This window comes from Tsukamurella sp. M9C, assembly GCF_020169415.1.
GTDB lineage: Bacteria > Actinomycetota > Actinomycetes > Mycobacteriales > Mycobacteriaceae > Tsukamurella.
On record NZ_JAIULG010000028.1, the window covers coordinates 1 to 18,009 of the forward strand.

At 72.6% G+C, this 18,009-nt stretch carries 21 protein-coding genes; 11 read left to right on the forward strand and 10 right to left on the reverse strand.

Going from position 1 to position 18,009, the window contains the following annotated elements:
- On the reverse strand, positions 1–267 hold a 267-nt coding region (locus LB823_RS14310; RefSeq protein WP_308011455.1), incomplete at its 3' end, for a diacylglycerol kinase family protein.
- A 40-nt stretch (positions 268–307) separates the two neighbouring features.
- Here LB823_RS14310 and LB823_RS14315 point away from each other — a divergent pair.
- Entirely contained in the window at positions 308–778 is a 471-nt protein-coding gene (locus tag LB823_RS14315) for a hypothetical protein (protein WP_224647903.1), read from the forward strand.
- A 6-nt stretch (positions 779–784) separates the two neighbouring features.
- Here the strand turns inward: LB823_RS14315 and LB823_RS14320 are convergent, their stop codons facing one another.
- Positions 785–1,399 carry an acid phosphatase gene (locus tag LB823_RS14320; protein ID WP_224647904.1) on the reverse strand — a complete coding sequence of 205 codons (615 nt, stop codon included), beginning with the start codon at positions 1,397–1,399 and terminating at the stop codon, positions 785–787.
- A 37-nt stretch (positions 1,400–1,436) separates the two neighbouring features.
- Between LB823_RS14320 and LB823_RS14325 the strand changes: the two genes are divergently transcribed.
- A complete protein-coding gene (locus tag LB823_RS14325; protein WP_224647905.1) occupies positions 1,437–2,240 on the forward strand; it encodes a ParA family protein in 804 nt (267 codons plus the stop codon).
- A gap of 3 nt (positions 2,241–2,243) precedes the next feature.
- On the opposite strand, the gene LB823_RS14330 is transcribed toward LB823_RS14325, so the two are convergent.
- Entirely contained in the window at positions 2,244–3,482 is a 1,239-nt protein-coding gene (locus LB823_RS14330; RefSeq protein WP_224647906.1) for a PQQ-like beta-propeller repeat protein, read from the reverse strand.
- A 53-nt stretch (positions 3,483–3,535) separates the two neighbouring features.
- On the opposite strand from LB823_RS14330, the gene LB823_RS14335 reads away from it, so the two are divergent.
- Entirely contained in the window at positions 3,536–4,399 is an 864-nt protein-coding gene (locus LB823_RS14335; RefSeq protein ID WP_224647907.1) for a DUF817 domain-containing protein, read from the forward strand.
- A 9-nt stretch (positions 4,400–4,408) separates the two neighbouring features.
- On the opposite strand, the gene LB823_RS14340 is transcribed toward LB823_RS14335, so the two are convergent.
- The gene (locus LB823_RS14340; protein WP_224647908.1) at positions 4,409–4,636 is read right to left on the reverse strand and encodes a DUF3107 domain-containing protein; all 228 of its coding nucleotides are present in this window, start codon (positions 4,634–4,636) and stop codon (positions 4,409–4,411) included.
- A 65-nt stretch (positions 4,637–4,701) separates the two neighbouring features.
- Positions 4,702–5,373, reverse strand: coding sequence for a ferritin-like fold-containing protein (locus tag LB823_RS14345; RefSeq protein ID WP_224647909.1), 672 nt, complete (start codon positions 5,371–5,373; stop codon positions 4,702–4,704).
- Positions 5,374–5,577: 204 nt separating this feature from the next.
- Here LB823_RS14345 and LB823_RS14350 point away from each other — a divergent pair, with 204 nt between their 5' ends.
- Both LB823_RS14350 and LB823_RS14355 read left to right on the forward strand, forming a co-directional pair.
- Entirely contained in the window at positions 5,578–7,197 is a 1,620-nt protein-coding gene (locus LB823_RS14350; RefSeq protein ID WP_224647910.1) for a DEAD/DEAH box helicase, read from the forward strand.
- Between the two features lie 74 nt (positions 7,198–7,271).
- Positions 7,272–8,435, forward strand: a complete 1,164-nt coding sequence (locus LB823_RS14355) for a DUF418 domain-containing protein (protein WP_224647911.1) — start codon at positions 7,272–7,274, stop codon at positions 8,433–8,435.
- Positions 8,436–8,499: 64 nt separating this feature from the next.
- Here LB823_RS14355 and LB823_RS14360 read toward each other — a convergent pair whose 3' ends face one another.
- Positions 8,500–9,171, reverse strand: a complete 672-nt coding sequence (locus LB823_RS14360; protein ID WP_224647912.1) for a TetR/AcrR family transcriptional regulator — start codon at positions 9,169–9,171, stop codon at positions 8,500–8,502.
- A gap of 178 nt (positions 9,172–9,349) precedes the next feature.
- Here LB823_RS14360 and LB823_RS14365 point away from each other — a divergent pair, with 178 nt between their 5' ends.
- The 3 genes from LB823_RS14365 (at position 9,350) to moeZ (ending at position 12,609) form a co-directional block, all read left to right on the forward strand.
- Positions 9,350–10,258, forward strand: coding sequence for an alpha/beta fold hydrolase (locus tag LB823_RS14365; RefSeq protein WP_224647913.1), 909 nt, complete (start codon positions 9,350–9,352; stop codon positions 10,256–10,258).
- Positions 10,259–10,318: 60 nt separating this feature from the next.
- Positions 10,319–11,332 (forward strand): DUF3152 domain-containing protein, encoded by a 1,014-nt coding sequence (locus LB823_RS14370; protein ID WP_224647914.1) that lies wholly within the window; start codon positions 10,319–10,321, stop codon positions 11,330–11,332.
- A 95-nt stretch (positions 11,333–11,427) separates the two neighbouring features.
- A complete protein-coding gene (gene moeZ, locus LB823_RS14375; protein WP_224647954.1) occupies positions 11,428–12,609 on the forward strand; it encodes an adenylyltransferase/sulfurtransferase MoeZ in 1,182 nt (393 codons plus the stop codon).
- On the opposite strand, the gene LB823_RS14380 is transcribed toward moeZ, so the two are convergent.
- On the reverse strand, positions 12,610–14,136 hold the full coding sequence (locus LB823_RS14380) for an acyl-CoA synthetase (protein ID WP_224647915.1): 1,527 nt from the start codon (positions 14,134–14,136) through the stop codon (positions 12,610–12,612).
- Between the two features lie 120 nt (positions 14,137–14,256).
- Positions 14,257–14,847 (reverse strand): hypothetical protein, encoded by a 591-nt coding sequence (locus tag LB823_RS14385; protein ID WP_224647916.1) that lies wholly within the window; start codon positions 14,845–14,847, stop codon positions 14,257–14,259.
- A gap of 38 nt (positions 14,848–14,885) precedes the next feature.
- Between LB823_RS14385 and LB823_RS14390 the strand changes: the two genes are divergently transcribed.
- From LB823_RS14390 to LB823_RS14400, 3 genes are read left to right on the forward strand one after another with little or no spacing between them, the layout of a single operon-like run.
- Positions 14,886–15,326 carry a nitroreductase/quinone reductase family protein gene (locus LB823_RS14390; protein WP_224647917.1) on the forward strand — a complete coding sequence of 147 codons (441 nt, stop codon included), beginning with the start codon at positions 14,886–14,888 and terminating at the stop codon, positions 15,324–15,326.
- A 36-nt stretch (positions 15,327–15,362) separates the two neighbouring features.
- A complete protein-coding gene (locus LB823_RS14395; protein ID WP_224647918.1) occupies positions 15,363–16,217 on the forward strand; it encodes a TIGR02569 family protein in 855 nt (284 codons plus the stop codon).
- The gene (locus LB823_RS14400; RefSeq protein ID WP_224647919.1) at positions 16,205–16,891 is read left to right on the forward strand and encodes a sirohydrochlorin chelatase; all 687 of its coding nucleotides are present in this window, start codon (positions 16,205–16,207) and stop codon (positions 16,889–16,891) included. Before LB823_RS14395 ends, LB823_RS14400 begins: the two co-directional genes overlap by 13 nt.
- On the opposite strand, the gene LB823_RS14405 is transcribed toward LB823_RS14400, so the two are convergent.
- On the reverse strand, positions 16,879–17,169 hold the full coding sequence (locus LB823_RS14405; protein ID WP_224647920.1) for an MGMT family protein: 291 nt from the start codon (positions 17,167–17,169) through the stop codon (positions 16,879–16,881). The genes LB823_RS14400 and LB823_RS14405 overlap by 13 nt on opposite strands.
- 4 nt (positions 17,170–17,173) lie before the next feature.
- Positions 17,174–17,935 carry an alpha/beta fold hydrolase gene (locus LB823_RS14410; RefSeq protein WP_224647921.1) on the reverse strand — a complete coding sequence of 254 codons (762 nt, stop codon included), beginning with the start codon at positions 17,933–17,935 and terminating at the stop codon, positions 17,174–17,176.
- Between the last annotated feature and the right edge of the window lie 74 nt (positions 17,936–18,009).

Here is an 18,009-nt window from a genome sequence, read left to right on the forward strand (position 1 = left end):
GGGGTGGACGGGGTCGGGGCCGCCCGGCAGCCCCTCCTGGCCGAGGATGCCGCACACCACCTCGTTGACGGTGCCGTCGCCGCCGTGGACGATCACCAGCTCGGTGCCTTCGTCGCGGGCCGCGGCGGCGAGCTCGGCCGCGTGGCCGCGCCGTTCGGTCTGCGCCAGGGTGACGTCGAGCGTGGACGCCAACGCCATCGCCACGAGGTCTCGGCCCGCTGCGGTGATGGACGTGGCGTTGGGGTTGACGATCAACAGGGCGCGCACACCGAGCAGCCTACCCAGGCCGCCCCGATACCCTGGGGTCGTGACATCGACCAACGGAAGCGGCGGCGAATCCCGCCCGGCCGCCACCCGCTCCCGCAGCAAGCGCTCCGGCGACACCCGCACCGCCGCCCCCGGCACCGTCCGGGCCGCGGGCGTGATCGTCGCGCTCGAGGGCCTCGCGGCCCTGGTCCTCGGCGTGGTGGAGCTGATCCGCGGCATCACCGGCTCGGCCGACACCACGACCGGCGCCTACGGCATGGCCTTCTGGATGATCCCGATGGGCCTCGGCGTGCTCGCGGGCGGCATCGCGCTGCTCCGCGGCTTGCGCTGGGGGCGCACCGTCGGCGTGCTGACGAACCTCCTGCTCGGCTTCGCGGGCATCAGCGGCGCGGTCTCGCAGGGCCGCCCCGAGTTGTTCATCCCGCTCATCGTGGTCTCGGTCGCGGCGCTCGGACTGCTGTTCGCCCCGCCGACGGTGGCCTGGCTCGAGGGCGAGTACCGCCGGGACTGATCGGGCCTACCGCCCGGAGTAGTGCGCGGCCGCGTAGCCGGTCAGACCGAATCGGCTGATCTGCGGGACGTCGTCGCGGTCGAATCCGAATACGGCGGCCGAGGCGGGCAGGATCATCATGTGCCGCCCGAACTCCGGCGCCTGGCCCAGGAACCGCGCGGTGAGCACCCGGCCCAGGTGGCCGTGCGCGACGAGGACGACGTCACCGTCGGCCATCGCGGCCCGCGCCCGGGCCAGCACCCGGTCGGCCCGCTCCGCCACCTGCGCCAGCGTCTCGCCGCCGGGGGAGCCGGACTCCCACACCGTCCACCCCGGATCGTCGACGCGGATCTCCGCGCTGGTGCGGCCCTCGTAGTCGCCGTAGTCCCATTCGGCGAGGTCGGGATCGACCGCCGTCACCGTCAGGCCCGCGAGCTCCGCGGTCGCCGCCGCCCGCGCCCGCGGGCTCACGAGCACCGTGGGGTCCGCGAGCGCGAGGTCCGCGAGGACGGGGCCCAGCGCCTTCGCCTGCTCGACGCCCGTCTCCGTCAGCGGCACGTCGGTGGCGCCGGTGTGGCGTCCCGAGCGCGACCAGGCGGTCTCGCCGTGGCGGATGTACACGAGGCGGTGTCCGGTGCTCATCCGTCCATCGTTCCGTATCGGTGGGTACCCTCGCACCATGACCGGTGACACGCCCTTCGTCCTCGCCGTCGCCAATCAGAAGGGCGGCGTCGCGAAGACCACCACCGTCGCCAGCCTGGGGGCGGCACTCGTCGAACTCGGCGCGCGCGTGCTCGTCGTCGACCTCGACCCGCAGGGCTGCCTGACCTTCTCGCTCGGCCACAACCCCGACCGCATCGAGCGCAGCGTGCACGATGTGCTGTTGGGGGACAAGACGATCGACGAGGTGCTGCTCGAGACCGAGGACGGCGTCACGGTGCTGCCCGCCACCCTCGACCTGGCCGGCGCCGAGGCGCTCCTGCTCATGCGGGCGGGCCGCGAGTACGCGCTCAAGCGGGCGCTCGCCGACGTCGCGGACCGGTTCGACGTGGTGATCATCGACTGCCCGCCCAGCCTGGGCGTGCTCACCCTCAACGGCCTCACCGCGGCCGACGCCGTCGCCATCCCGCTGCAGTGCGAGACGCTCGCGCACCGCGGCGTGGGGCAGCTGCTCAAGACCGTCCGCGACGTGCAGGCGATCACCAATCCGGAGCTGGGCATGCTCGGCGCCATCGCGACCCTCTACGACGCGCGGACCACGCACAGCCGCGACATCCTCTCCGACGTCGCCGACCGCTACGACCTCGCCGTGCTGTCGCCGCCGATCCCGCGCACCGTCCGCTTCGCCGAGGCGAACGCCGCCGGCCGCACCGTGCTCGCGGGCCGGAAGAACAAGGGCGCCACCGCCTACCGCGAGCTCGCGCAGAGCATCAAGGCCCACGTGTCCGACGGTGCGCCGCTGGTCACCTGGGCGGCCGACTAGCGGTCAGGCCGCGCGGTACGCCTGGACCGTCGAACCCCACTGCGCGATCAGCGTCGTGCCCGCCTCGGCGAGCAGCACGGGACCGTCGGTGTAGCCGGGCCGGGTGACCGGCGTCGACCGGGTCCGGGCGCGCGTGGTCAGGTCGTACGCGTTGAGCGAGGTGGGTCCGGGCACCACGAGCTGTCCGCCGACGACTGCGCCGGGACCGAGCGTCCCCGGGATCACCATCTCCGCGGCCAGTGAGGAGGCGTCGATCACCACGGTCGCGGTGCCGGTGTAGAACGAGGCGATGCCGGCCTCGGTCACGACGGGGACGTCGCGCGGCGCGCCGCCCGGGCCGGTGGTCACGTCCACGGAGAACAGCGCGCGGCCCTGCGGGTCGACGGTGGTCACCCGCGCGGAGCGTCCCTGCTGGGCGGGCACGTAGACCACCGCGCCGTGCGCGGTCGCGGTGATGAGCCGGGCGCGCTCGCCGCCCTCGGGCGCCGCGTCCCCGAGGTCCTGGCTGACGGCCGAGGAGGTCTCCTGCGGCTCGGACGCCTCCTTCGGGGAGGCGCCGATCACGGTGAGCCGGGGGAAGGGCTCGGTGGGGCACGCCTCGAGGATCGCGATCGACGCGCCGGCCGGCAGCGCGGAGCCGATCGTGCACCCGGACCGCGGCTGGACGCCCGGGTTCACGGGCACGTCGGGCTTGCCGTACTCGACGGTGCGGACGAGGTCCGAGCGGAAGACGTCGACCCGCGTGGGTCCCTGCGCGACGGCGTAGTTGCCGTCGCCGGTGAGGGTGATGTCGTGGTCCTCGCGGCTGGTGCGGCTGGCGCGCCGCTGCCCGGTGCCGGGGTCGAGCGCCATCACCTCGCCGCAGCCGCGGACGTCGCGGTAGAACGCGAGCACGAGGCCGGCGTTGTCCGTGAGCCCGCACACGTCGGTCTCGCGCTGGTACCGCCACGTGCGCTGCCCGGTCGCGGGGTCGTGCCCGGCGACCTCGCCTCCGCGGGTGAGGACGAGGGCGCCGTTGAGCGTCAGGGCGGGGCGGTCGGACGTCGCGGTCCACGCCTCGGCCAGCGCGGCCGGCAGCTCGACGAGCGAGCTCGGCACCGTCGACGGGGCCGGCGCCGTCTCGCTGACCGCCTTGCTCGCGGAGCCGACGTTCCAGGCCACGAAGCCCGCGACGACGACCGCGACCAGGATCGCGGCCGAGACCGCGAGATCGACGCGGGTCCTGCGTTCGGGTTTCACCACGCGCCCGAGCCTAGCGGCGACGGCGCCGGGCCGGCCGCATGCATACTCGGGGCATGTCGACGGCGCGCCTCCCGCTGACCCGCGCGCAGGGCTTCCTCGGGCAGCTGCTGCGGTTCGCGTGGATCGAGCTGCAGTGCTGCGCGTTCGCGATCGCCGTCTTCGTGGGGCTGGCCGGGTCGGCGCTGATCTGGTCGCGCTGGGACCCGCCGCTCGCGCGCTACGACGCGCTGCTGCTCTACGTCATCGCGGTGCAGGTGCTGTTCGTCGCCACGAAGCGGGAGTCGTGGCGGGAGTTGGGGGTGGTCTGCGCCTTCCACCTGGCGGGCTTCGCCCTGGAGGTGTTCAAGGTCGCGGTCGGGTCGTGGGAGTACCCCGACGCGGCGCTGACGAAGATCGCGGGGGTGCCGCTCTACGCGGGTTTCATGTACGCCGCGGTGGGCTCGTACGTCTGCCAGGCGTTCCGGCGCTTCGACCTGACGGTGAGCCGCTACCGGACCGGGGCGGTGCTCGTCCTCGCGCTGGCGGCGTACGCGAACTTCTTCACCCACCACTTCCTGCCCGACCTGCGGGTCGTCATCGCGCTGGGCTTCCTGGTGGTCACCGTGCGCAGCCGGGTGTGGTTCACGGTGGGCGCGCAGCGCTACTGGATGCCGCTGCCGCTGTCGTTCGTGCTGATCGGGTTCTTCCTGTGGATCGCCGAGAACCTGGCGACCTTCCTCGGCGCGTGGCGCTACCCGGACCAGGGTGAGGCGTGGCGGATGGTGCACGCGGGGAAGTTCGGCTCCTGGGTTCTGCTGGTGAGCCTCAGCTTCGTGCTGGTGTCGCTGCTCGACCGCCGCGCGGCCGCGGGGACGTCCCCCGTCGCTGCGGGGATGCCAGACCCGCGGGCCGCGGCGGCGGAGCGAGCGGCGCCGTGACGGGCTGCGTCAGCTGGCGTTGAAGCCGACGGAGCGGCTCTCGTTCGTGCCGACCTCGACGTAGGAGACGCGGGCGGCGGGCACCAGGTACTGCTTGCCCTTCTCGTCCGTCAGCTCCAGCAGCTCCGTGCGGCCGGCCAGCGCGTCGGCGACGGCCTTCTTCACGTCCTCCGACGAGTCCTTGCTCTGCACCACGAGTTCGCGGTTCGAGTCCGCGATACCGATCTTGATCTCCATGACACGAGGCTATCCGCAGGGGCCGCGGTCGTGCGGGCCGAGGCCGTCGATTCTGCTGAGGGCAGTCAGCCCAGGCCGAGCGTCGCCATCCGCTCGGCGTGCCGGGTCTGCAGCGATTCGAAGAACTGCGCCACGCCCGGCAGGTCCCCCGAATGCTCGAAGAGCAGGGCGGCCAGCTCGTCGCGCGTCGCGAGCACCTCCTGCGCCTGCGTGATGGCCTCCGACAGCAGCCGCCGGCCCCACAGCGTGAGCGGGGAGCGCAGCGCGGGGTTCGCGGTGACCGCCGCGCGCACCCGCTCGACGGCGAAGTCGGACTCGCGAGTGTCGGAGAGCACCGCCGCGACCACCGCGGCCGGTTCGGCGGGGAGCGCGCGGGCCACCTCGGAGTAGAAGTCGGCGGCGAGCCCGTCGCCGATGTAGGCCTTGACCAGCGACTCGTTCCAATTCCGGGGCGCCGTCCGCTCGTGGTAGCGGGTGATCACCGGCACGAAAGGCGCGGTCGCCGTCGCCACGTCCTGCCCGCGACGGTCGAGCTCGGTCTCCAGCAGCTCGAAGTTGCGCATCTGCGCTGCGGCCATCGACGAGACGGCGATCCGGCCGCGGAGGTCCGGCGCCATCTCGGCCTCCTTGGCGAGCCGCTCGAACGCGGCGAGCTCGCCGTACGCCAGCACCGCGAACAGGGCCGCGACGCCCGGGTGCTCGGCGGTGATTCCCCGGTCCTGCGACTGTTCGCTCATGGTGCACATGCTAGTGCGGGCCGCCGCGCGGGGTACGATGGTCGGTAGCGATCGACTTCGGTCGCCGGTAGTTGTGCGCGCACTCCGCCCCACCGCCTGACGGCGAGGGCGTCGAGGCGACGATGACGGTCCGAGAAACGGGCCGGGGATTCATTGGCCGGAACAGTGCGCGCGTGAGAAATGAACGCGACGCATTCGCCGCCGATGAAAGGCAGAACCATCACCACCGCGAACAACGACATCCACACCGAGCCCGCCGCCGCTGAGGGCCTGCCCGACGTCCACGTGATCGGCGACGATCACGTCTCGCCCAGCTTCGCCGAGCTCGGCGTCGACCAGGGCATCGTCGACGCCCTCGGCAAGCGGGGCATCGAGCGCACCTTCGCCATCCAGGAGCTGACACTCCCGCTCGCGCTCGCCGGCAACGACCTGATCGGCCAGGCCCGCACGGGCATGGGCAAGACCTACGGCTTCGGCGTCCCGCTGCTCAACCGCCTGGTCACGCAGGCCCGCGCCGACGTCGGCGAGGACGGCCTCCGCGCGCTCGACGGCACGCCGCGCGCCCTCATCATCGTCCCCACCCGCGAGCTGTGCGTGCAGGTCACCGACGACCTGGAGCAGGCCTCCGACGGCGTCCGCGTCCAGACCACCAAGGGCGAGCGCGACCTGCGGATCACCTCCATCTACGGCGGCCGCCCCTACGAGGCGCAGATCGAGGCGCTGCAGAAGGGCGTCGACGTCGTCGTCGGCACCCCCGGCCGCCTGCTCGACCTGGCCAAGCAGGGCCACCTCGTGCTCGGCAAGATCCAGATCCTGGTGCTCGACGAAGCCGACGAGATGCTCGACCTGGGCTTCCTGCCCGACATCGAGCGCATCCTCACGATGGTCCCCACCGACCGGCAGACGATGCTGTTCTCGGCCACCATGCCCGGCCCGATCATCACGCTGGCCCGCACCTTCCTGCGGCAGCCCACGCACGTGCGCGCCGAGCACCACGACGACTCCGCGGTGCACGAGCGCACCACGCAGTACGTGTACCGCGCCCACGCCCTCGACAAGGTCGAGCTCGTCGCGAAGGTGCTGCAGGCCGAGGGCCGCGGCGCGACCATGATCTTCACCCGCACCAAGCGCACCGCGCAGAAGGTGGCCGACGAGCTGGCCGAGCGCGGCTTCAAGGTCGGCGCCGTGCACGGCGACCTGGGCCAGGTCGCGCGCGAGAAGGCGCTCGGCAAGTTCCGCGACGGCTCGATCGACGTGCTGGTCGCGACCGACGTCGCCGCCCGCGGCATCGACATCGACGACGTCACGCACGTCATCAACTTCCAGTGCCCCGAGGATGACAAGACCTACGTGCACCGCATCGGCCGCACCGGCCGCGCGGGCAAGACCGGCATCGCCGTCACCCTCGTCGACTGGGACGAGCTGCACCGCTGGCAGCTCATCGACAAGGCGCTCGGACTCGGCCAGCCCGAGCCCGCGGAGACCTACAGCTCCAGCGAGCACCTCTTCACCGACCTGGGCATCGACCCCAAGGTCAAGGGCAGCCTGCCCGGCGTGCGCAAGCGCGCCGAGGGCGAGGTCGTCGAGCGCAAGCCCCGCGAGAAGCGCGAGAGCACCCGCACCCGGTCGCGCACGCGAACCCGCGGCGGTCAGAAGTCCGACGGTGCCCCCGGCGAGGCGAAGCCCGCCACCGCCGCGCCGGAGTCGCAGGCACCGTCGAACGACGGTGCCGAGGGCGACGCCCCGGCCCGCAAGCGCCGCCGTCGCCGCCGTTCCGGCGCCGCTAAGGCGGAGGGTGCCGTGGCGGAGACCTCCGCCGAGTAGTCCCCCGAACGATGGACCCCGCTCCCGCCGGATGGCGGTCGCGGGGTCCTCGTGCGTTCGGGAGGGTAGTGGGCATGACCTCGACTCCCGCCCCGGCCGGCACCGTCGGCACCTCGGCGCCCACGACGCGCCGCATCGCCGCGCTCGATGTGGCCCGCGGCATCGCGATCCTCGGCACGTTCGGTACGAACGTGTGGATCTTCACCGAGCCCCACGGCATGGTGGGCTACCTCGACTCCGTCGGTGCGGAATCGCTGCCGATCCGGGTGCTCCAGACCCTCGCGCAGGGCAAGTTCCTCGGACTGCTCAGCCTGATGTTCGGTGTGGGCCTGGCGATCCAGCAGGCCTCGGCGGCGCGGCACGACCGGCCGTGGCCGGGCAGGTACTGGCGCCGCGCGCTGGTGCTGTTCCTCGACGGCCTGGTGCACTTCCTGCTCGTCGCCGAGTTCGACGTGCTCATGGGCTACGCCCTGGTGTCCTTCGTGGTCTCGGCGATGCTGATCCTGCGGCCGCGCGTGCGGCTGCGCTGGGCCGTGGGCTGCGCCGCGCTGCACCTGTCGGTCGTCGCGCTGGTGTCGGTCGGGATGATGCTGGAGGGGTCCGGCGTGGGCACCGGCCCGGCGACGGCGCGGGCGAACCCGTACGCCGACGGCTCGTTCTGGGACCTGGTGCTCTTCCGCGCCGACCACGCGTTGCTGTTCCGCGCGGAGACGATCTTCATGATCCCGCTGACGATCGCGATGTTCCTCACGGGTGCAGCCCTGTTCCAGGGCGGGCTCTTCGGACCCGACGGTGCCGCCCTCCGGCGCCGGATGATGTGGGTCGGCGGGATCGCGGCGCCGATCGACCTCGCGATCGGGATCGCCGGTGCGCCACTGGGACTCGCGGGCCCGGCGGTCTTCGTCGGACGGTACGCGGTGGCCCCGCTGGTGGCGCTGGGCCTGCTGGCGCTGATCGCGGAGTTCTACCAGCGACGGACGGTGGGCCGGGTCGGCGGCGCGTTGAGCAACGTGGGGAAGACGGCGCTGAGCTGCTACGTGCTGCAGAACGTGATCGCCTCGGCGCTCTGCTACGGCTGGGGCCTCGGGCTCGCCGCGCGGTACGGCGCGGAGCACCGGCTGGCCTTCACGGTGGCCGTGTACGTCGCGGTGATGGCGTGCCTGCTCGCGGCCTCGGCGCTGTGGACCCGCCGCTTCTCCCGCGGGCCGATCGAGATGCTGATGCACCGCGCGGCGTGAACGCGCGTGTGGTCGGTCTCCTGCGCTATCCGTGGGAGACCGACCGCACTGGCGGCGGACTGCGCTACTGCGCGCGGCGCTGGGCCTGCAGGGGCACGTGGCTGAGCCCGCCCCACAGCAGCTCGACGGTGGTCGCCACCGCCTCGTCCTTGGGGATGGGGCGGTCGGCGTAGAGCCAGTACCGGGCGCTGACCTGGCTGGCGCCCACGAGCCCCACGGCGAGCATCCGCGCGCGGTACGGGTCGAGGCCCGAGTCCTCGGAGACCAGGTCGTAGACGGCGTCGACACACGCGTCGACGGCGCCCTCGACCCGCTCCTGCACGACGGGCTCGAGCACGTCGGACTCGAAGATCAGCTTGTAGCCCATGCTGTCCCGGTCGACGAAGTCGAAGAAGGAGCGGACCGCACCGATCACACGCTCGTGGTTGTCGGTGGAGCTGGTCAGCGCCTCGCGGACGCCGGTGACCAGCGCCTCGCTGTGCGCGGCCAGGACGGCGATGTAGAGCTCGAGCTTGCCGGGGAAGTGCTGGTAGAGCACCGGCTTGCTGACGCCGGCCCGCACGGCGATCTCGTCCATGCCGGCGGAGTGGTAACCGAGGTCGACGAAGACGCTGCTCGCGGCCTCCAGCAGCTGGATCCGCCGCGCGCTCCGCGGCAGGCGGGCCGTGCGGCGCGGCGCAGGATTCGGCCCGCCGCGGGTATCGCCCGCCGCGGTCGTCGCGCCCAGGTCCGCCATGTGCTCCACCTCATCGTTTCCCAGGGCCGTGAGCGGCCCTGACCCGTCGACAATACTCCCGACCGTCGCGCCGACCCCCGCTTGCTCTGGCAAGCTGCCCGGTGTGTCGGTACTCGCAGAGGTGAATCGGACCAGTGAAGTCTGGCCCGGGGAATTCCTCACCCTCCGCGGGCGGCGGGTGTTCGCGCGCCACGTCGACGCGGCGGCGGCGATCACGGCGCAGCCGGATCCGCGGCCCACGGCGGTGATGATCCACGGACTCGGCGGCTCGTCGATCAATTGGACCGACCTCGGGCAGGTGCTGGCCCCGGTCGCCGCGTCCTACGCCCTGGACCTGCCCGGCTTCGGGCTCTCGGATCCTCCGGTCGACGGCGACTACTCCATCGAGGAGTTCGCGCAGACCGTGATCGCCTACCTGGAGACCCTCGTCGCGGTGCGCGGCGGGGGAGTGCACCTGCTCGGCAACTCGCTCGGCGGCGCGATCGCGGTGCGGGTCGCGATGCTCCGGCCCGACCTGCTGCGGTCGCTGACGCTGATCTCCCCGGCGTTCCCCGACCTGCGGCCGCGGGTGCGGCGGCTGCAGTTCCTCCCGCTCTCGCTGGTGCGGCTCCCCGGGATCGGTCCGGCGGGGTTCCGGCTGATCGCGAGCGCCTACCCCGAGCGGCAGGTCGACCAGACCTTCCGCGAGATCCTCGTCGATCCGCGGGTGATGGGGCCGGTGCGACGGCAGCAGGCCGTCGACCAGGCCGCGGCGCGCGCGTCGATGACGTGGGCCCCGGACGCGCTCGCGGCGAGCTTCAACGCGCTGGTCCGCAGCTGGATCGTCGATTTCGGCGCGACGCACTGGGCGGCGGCCCGGTCGGTGTCGGTGCCCACCGCGGTGGTGTGGGGCGCGCGGGACCTGCTGGTGAGCGTCGGCGTCGCGCCGAAGGTGGTGCGCCACATCCGGGGCAGCACGCTGACGGTGTTCGAGGACGTGGGCCACGTGGCGCAGATGGAGAAGCCCGCCGAGACCGCGCGGATCGTCGCCGACCTCATCGCCGCCGCGGAACGTCGGGACACCCCACCGGCCCGATCGCCCCGCTGACCGGGTCCGGGGGCGTGTCGGTTCCACTCCGACCGCGCCGATCGTGGAATTGTTGACGACGTGAGTAGTCCTTCGAACCCGAGGCGTCCCCGTCCGGACGGGCGTGCGCCGCTGCGGGCCGAGTGGGACCCCATCAACTCCTCCGCCGCGACGTCGGGCGATCACCGCAACCGTCCGCCGCGCGAGCGGGTCTACGCGAAGCAGGGGCGCCTGGGCCGGCTGCTGCGCACCTACGGCTGGCGCGCCTACGCGGTGCCGGTCCTCGCGGTGCTCACGGTGGTCGCCCTGGTGCTGACCTTCGGTGGCGACACCTTCGGGACCAAGAACACCGCCGAGACGTCGCCGGAGGGGCAGCTCTCCCGCAACCCGACGCCGGGCAAGACCATCGTCGGCGCACCGTCGAAGACGGTGCCGGGCCCCGTGCCCCCGGCCGGCGTGCTGCCCGAGGGCGGGCCGTTCACGGAGAAGGGCCAGGGCATCTGGCACGTCGTCCCCGGAGCCACGCCCCGCATCGGCAAGCAGGACGAGGGCAAGCAGCAGCTCTTCACCTACATGATCGCCGTCGAGGACGGCGTCGACATGGGCGCGCTGGGCGGCGACCAGCCCTTCGCCACGATGATCGACCGTACGCTGGCGGACCCCCGCAGCTGGATCCACGACCCCGCCGTCGCCTTCCAGCGGATCGACAAGGGCACGCCCACCTTCACCATCTCGCTGACCTCGCCGATGACCACCCGCTCGGCCTGCGGCTACACCATCCAACTGGAGTCGTCCTGCTACAACGGCGAGCTGGGGCGCGTCGTCCTGAACCTGGCCCGCTGGGTGCGTGGCGCCACCGCCTTCGAGGGCGACCTCACCGGCTACCGGCAGTACGCCATCAACCACGAGGTCGGCCACGCCATCGGCTACCCGCAGCACGTCCCGTGCCCCGCGCAGGGCGCGCTCGCGCCGATCATGATGCAGCAGTCCTTCGGCGTGAAGAACCGCGACATCTTCGATCTCGACAAGTCCGAGGGCTTCGGCAACGACCTCGCCTGCCGGCCCAACGCCTGGGTCGCGCCCGTCCTCAAGTGACGGCCCCTCCCGCCCGACGGTGACCGCCCGCCCGGGCGCCACGTGCCCTCGGGAATGGTGGCGGGCGCACCGTCGTTGAGCAGGAAGTGAGCACCCTGCCCCCGCTTGTGGAACCCGCCGCCGAACTGACCCGCGACGAGGTCGCGCGCTACTCGCGCCACCTCATCATCCCCGAGATGGGGGTCACGGGGCAGAAACGGCTCAAGAACGCGAAGGTGCTGGTCATCGGCGCCGGCGGCCTCGGCAGCCCCGCGCTGCTGTACCTCGCCGCCGCGGGCGTCGGCACCATCGGCATCGTCGAGTTCGACGAGGTCGATGAGTCCAACCTGCAGCGTCAGGTGATCCACGGCGTCTCCGACCTGGGCCGGCCGAAGGGCGAGAGCGCGCGCGACTCCATCGCCGAGATCAATCCCCTGGTCACCGTGAACCTGCACCCGATCCGGCTGGAGCCCGAGAACGCGGTCGAACTCTTCGAGCAGTACGACCTCATCCTCGACGGCACCGACAACTTCGCCACCCGCTATCTCGTCAACGACGCCGCGGTGCTGGCGCACAAGCCCTACGTGTGGGGCTCGATTTTCCGGTTCGAGGGCCAGGCGTCCGTCTTCTGGGAGGACGCGCCCGACGGCCCGAACGGCGAGAAGCAGGGCCTGAACTACCGCGACCTGTATCCCGTGGCGCCGCCGCCCGGCATGGTGCCCTCGTGCGCCGAGGGCGGCGTGCTGGGCATCCTGTGCGCCTCGATCGGCGCGATCATGGGCACCGAGGCGGTCAAGCTGATCACCGGAATCGGCGAGTCGCTGCTCGGCCGGCTCATGGTGTACGACGCCCTCGAGATGAGCTACCGCACCCTGTCGATCCGCAAGGACCCCGCCGCCCCGCGCATCACCGGGCTCATCGACTACGACGAGTTCTGCGGCGTGGTCTCCGACGAGGCCGAGCGCGCCGCGGCGGGCAGCACCATCACGCCGAAGGAGCTCGTCGAGATGGGCTCCGCCGGTGTCGATTACGAGCTGGTGGACGTCCGCGAGCCCGTCGAATGGGAGATCGTGCACCTCGACGGCGCGAAGCTGGTGCCCAAGGGCTCCTTCGAGACCGGCGAGGGGCTGGCCCAGGTCTCCGCCGACAAGAAGCTGGTCCTGTACTGCAAGACCGGAATCCGTTCCGCGGAGGTGCTCGCCGCCGTGCAGGGTGCGGGGTATCGCGACGCCGTGCACCTGCAGGGCGGCATCACCGCCTACGCGAAGCAGGTCGATCCGTCGCTGCCGGTGTACTGATCACACCTCGATCAATCGCTTGACCAGTTTGCCGGTGGGCGTGCGGGGCAGGCTGTCGACGAAGCGCACGGCGCGGGGGAGCTTGTAGCGGGCCAGTTCCCGTCCGGCGTAGTCGATCAGCTCCTGCGCCAGCGCGTCCGACGGCTCCGTGCCAGGGGCGAGCTGCACGCACGCCAGCGCGGTCTCGCCGAGCTCGTCGTCCGGCACCCCGATCACCGCGACGTCGGCGACGGCGGGGTGCATGATCAGCGCGCTCTCGGACTCCTGCGGGTAGACGTTCACCCCGCCGGTGATGATCATGAAGTCCTTGCGATCGGTGAGGTACAGGTAGCCGTCCTCGTCGAGGTACCCGACATCGCCCGTGGTGGCCCAGTTCTCGTGGTCCGGATGCTGTGCGGCGCGGGTCTTCTCGGGCGCGTTGTGGTAGGCGAAGGGCATCTGCTCGCGCTCGAAGTAGATCGTGCCCACCTCGCCCGTGGGGAGGACGGCACCGTCGTCGCCGCAGATCCGGGCGACGCCCAGCCCGGCGCGCCCCACGGACCCGGGGCGCTCCAGCGCCTCCTGCGGGCTGATGAAGGTGGCTCCCGCCGCCTCGGTCGAGGCGTAGTACTCGTGGATCACCGGCCCCCACCAGGCGAGCATCGACTGCTTGACCTCGGCGGGGCACGGCGCTGCGGCGTGGATCGCGACCTTGAGGCTGCTCGAGTCGTAGTGAGCCCGTGTGGCCTCCGGGAGCTTGAGCATCCGCACGAACATCGTGGGCACCCACTGGCTGTGGGTCACGCGGTACTTCTCGATGAGCGCGAGCGCCTCCTCCGGATCGAAGCGGTGCATCATGATCACCGTCCCGCCGACCGACATCGTCACACCGCAGAAGCGCAGCGGCGCAGCGTGGTACAGCGGCGCGGGGGAGAGGTACACGGTATCGGCGTCCATGCCGTACATCGGCGCGAAGATCGCGGTGTAGGCGTCGGGGGCCTCGTCCACCTGCCCCTCCGGCAGCGGGATCCGGATGCCCTTCGGGCGGCCCGTGGTGCCGGAGGAGTAGAGCATGTCGGTGCCGCGGGGCTGGTCGGTGAGCGGGGCGGAATCGGCCGCGGCGAGCACCGCGTCGTAGTCCTCGAAGCCGTCGATCGGGCCGCCCCACGCGATCGCGTGCCCCGGCTCGGCGAGGGCGGGGAGCTGCAGTGCCTCCGAGACCGCCTCCGTGACATCGGCGCCCGCGAACAGGGCCTTGGCCTCGCAGTCGGCGAGGATGTAGTTCACCTCGCCCGGGGTGAGGTGGACGTTCACCGCCGTCACGTAGAAGCCGCTGCGGATCGCGGCCGCGTACGCCGAGAAGATGCGCAGATCGTTCCCCGCCACGATCGCCACGGTGTCGCCGGGGCGGAGGCCCAGCGCGCGCAGGTGGTGCGCGAGCCGGGTGGACTCGTCGTTCAGGCGGGAGTGGCTCAGGATCTCGCCGGTGGCGGCGTCGATCGCTGCGGGCTTGCCGGGGGAGAGCTCTGCGAAGGCTCCTGGGAACATGAGAACCGCCTTTAACTTCGAGGTGGTCTCACGGTAGCGCCGGGAGCGGGGCGTCCGAAGGGCTTCAAGCGAAGTCGCCGGTCCGCGGGCGCCGGACGTCGTTGCGATCCCGAACGGGGGCTAGCCGGCGTCGTCGACGGCCGACAGCCAGGCCGCGTAGTCGTCGAGCAGCGCCACCAGCGGCTGGGCGTCGACGGTGCCGAGCGGCTCGCCCCGCAGGGCCGTGCGGATCCCCGGCAGGCGGGCGGCGATGCGGGAGCGCTCGGAGACCTCGTGGTGGCTCAGGCCCCGCTGCTCACCCAGCACGATCCGCCGTGAGTGCACGCCGCGCAGCGACTCCGCGAGCGCGGCGAACTCGCCGGTGTCCAGCGCCGGCAGGTGCACCGAGAAGCTCATGACCGGGCCGGGATCGGCGTCGTCCCGCTCCTCCGACTCCTCCAGCCAGTCCGCGTACTCCTGGCTCAGGTCGTCCAGGGCCTCCTCGTCGTCGAAGGAGAGCTTCCGGCCCTCGACCGCGGCCCGCAGCGCCGAGACCAGCGCGCGGACCGTCTCCGGATCCGACGACGCCGCGTACCAGCGGTGCGCCTCGTGCGGCACCACGATCCGGCCGGGGCGCCCGGCCGTGAGGCGGGCGCGGACACCGTCGAACTCGGCGACGGTGAGGTCGGGGAACTGAACGGAAACGGTCACGACGGGGCGGGAGTCTGGCACGCCCTCCATTGTCCCGGAGTTCGTTCTAGGGTGGGGGCATGGCCCTCGAAGGTGAATACGCAACCGAGAAGGCCGGCTGGGTCGCGGACCAGCTGGCGAAGATCGACGAGACCGGGACCACCGATTCGGTGTCGGTCGCGGGGATGGCGGTGGTGGTCTTCACCTATCGCGGCCCCAAGTCCGGCAAGCTCTACCGCCGCCCGCTGATGCGGGTCGAGCACGACGGCGCGTACGCCGCGTTCGCGTCGAAGGGCGGCGCGCCCGACAACCCCGTCTGGTACGCGTCGCTGCTCGCCAACGACGAGGTCGACGTCCAGGACGGCACCACCGTCGTCTCCGGTCCGGTGCGCGAGATCCACGGCGCCGAGCGCGACGAATGGTGGGCGCGCGGCGTCGCCGCCTACCCGCCGTACGCCGAGTACCAGGAGAAGACGGACCGTGTGATCCCCGTCCTCCTGGTCGAGCCTGGCCGCGCCTAGCGGCCCCATCGCCCGCGCGCAGGTAGATTTCATGAGGTGAGCCCCGTCGAACCTCCTGCGCACGTCCTGTCCACCTTCGGCCTGGACGAGACCGAGCCGATCGCACTCGGCGCCGAGTGGGACGGCGGTTGGCGCTGCGGCGAAGTGGTGCTCTCGCTCATCGCCGACCACGCCCGCGCTGCGTGGTCGGCGCAGGTGCGCGAGGACCTGTACGTCGAGGGCATGCGCCTGGCCCGGCCCTTCCGTGCCACCGACGGCCGGTACGTGGTCTCGAGCTGGCGGGCCGACACGTTCATCGCCGGCTCGGCCGAGCCGCGCTTCGACGAGATCATCTCCATGGCGAACCGACTGCACGAGGTGACGGCGAAGCTCGAGCGGCCGCGCTTCCTCGCCTCGCCCACCGTGGCGCCGTTCACGGACGTCGACTACTTCGGCTTCGCCGACCGCGCCGCGTGGGAGGACAAACCGCTCGCCATGGCCCGCAAGCTCGGTGCGCTCGACGAGACCGTCGAACACCGGCAGCGCGCCGTCGAGCTGGTGATGGAGCTCGCCGCGCTGCGCACGCCGGTGCAGGAGGCGCCCCAGCTGGTCCACGGCGATCTCGCCAGCTCCGTGCTCTTCGCGGGCGCCGCCGCGCCGGGCATCACCGACTTCACGCCGTACTGGCGCCCGCCCACGTGGGCCGCGGCGGTCGTCGCCGTCGACGGGCTCTCCTGGGGCGGCGCCGACGACGGCCTCCTCATGCGCTGGGCCGATCTGCCCGAGTGGCCGCAGATGGTGCTGCGCGCCCTCATCTTCCGGCTCGCGGTGCACGCCGTGCACCCGCGCTCCGAGGCCGAGGCGCTGCCCGGCCTCGAGCACATCGTCGAGATCGGCCGGTGGCTGCTCTGATCGGTGCCCCGGCGCAGCGGCGGATCCTCGTCGCCCACGGCACCCGCTCGGCGTCCGGCATCGCCACGGCCCACGCGATCGCCGACGCCGTCGCCGCGCGCACCGGCCCGGTCGACGTCGCCTTCGTCGACGTGCGGGGCCCGTCACCGTCCGACCTGCTGCGCGAGTCGGACCGCCCGACGGTGCTCGTGCCCGCCTTCCTCGCCGTCGGCTACCACGTGCGCACCGACGTGCCCCGGCACGTCGCGACGAGTGGGCACCCCGCGGTCACCGTCGCACCGGCGCTGGGCCCGGACCGCGCGCTGGTCGGGGCGCTGCTGCGCCGGCTCCGCGAGGCCGGGTGGCGGCCCGGCGACACCGTCGTGCTCGGCGCCACCGGCTCGTCGGACCCGCACGCGCGCGCAGATGTGCGCACGATGGCCGGGTACCTCGGCGAGGCCGTGGGCGGCGCGGTCCCGGTGGGCTTCCTCGCCGCAGGCAGCCCGACGGTGGCCGACGCGGTCGCGGCCGCGGGGGCTCCGGCGCGGCGGATCTTCCTCGCCGCCTACCAGCTGGCGGAGGGACTGTTCCACGACCGGCTCGCGGAGGCGGGCGCCGACGGGGTGGCCGCGCCGCTCGGCACCGCGCCCGAGGTGATCGACCTGCTCGTCGAGAGATTCGCTCAGAGTCGGTAGTCGCGCAGGGGGATCCGGTCGCCGTCGGCGAGCACGCCCTCGGCGCGCAGTCGCTCCAATTGCTCCGTAGCGATGTGTGCCGCGGGCCGGCCGCTGGCCGGTACCACCCGGTGCCACGGCAGGTCGGAGGCGTCGGTGCGCATCACCCAGCCCACGATCCGCGGCGAGCTCAGGTCCAGTTCCCCGGCGATGTCGCCGTAGGTGCGCACCCGGCCGGGCGGGATCGCCTCGATCAGCGCCCGCACCGCCTCGACCTGCTCCTCGGTGACCTTCGCCATCGTCCTATCCGATCAGGCGGCGCGCGTATTCGCCGACGGTCGCCGGGATCTCCTGCGCCACCATGTGGTCCGACGGCACCGCGATCACCTCGACGCCGCCCGGCATCGCCGCCAGCTGCGCGTCGGTGACGAAGTGGGCGCGCTCGGCGCGCAGCAGCACCGTCGGGATCGACGACGGTGCGCCGACGGCCGGGCGGGCCAGCTCGCCCCACAGCGCCGCGACCGCGGCGCAGCTGATGTCCCACTCCCAGCGGCCGGAGTCGCGGCGCACCAGGTGCTCGGCGATCTCGTCGTCGATCACCGGCTCGGGCACCTGCGCCCAGGCGCCGGACCGCTTCTCCTGCTTCGCCTCCTCGGGCGAGGTGAAGTCGAAGAACTCGATGGTCTGCGCGGCGATCGTGCCGCACATCTCGGGGTCGAGCTCCTGCGCCGGGTCGATGAGAAGGAGGGCGCGCACCAGGTCGGGCCGGGAGACAGCCAGCCGGCAGGCGAGCGCGCCGCCGAGGGAGTGCCCGATCACCGTGACGGGTCCGCCGCCGTTGCGCTCGATCACCTCGGCCAGGTCGGCCACGTGCTGCTCCAGGTGCCAGGGCGGCGCCCACGTCGAGCGGGCGTGGCCGCGCAGGTCCGGGGCCAACACGCGCACGTCCGGAAGCTCGTCGTCCGCGAACCGGCGCCAGCGCGCACCGTGGCCGGTGACGCCGTGGATCGCGAGCACGGTGGGCGCGCCCGGCGCGTCCGGGCCGTAGACGTGGGTGTTGAGCATGCCCTCGATCATGCCCTGTGCGGTGCCGCCGCGAAGCTGTCGGTGGGCTGTGATGTGATCGACGGACGCGGTCG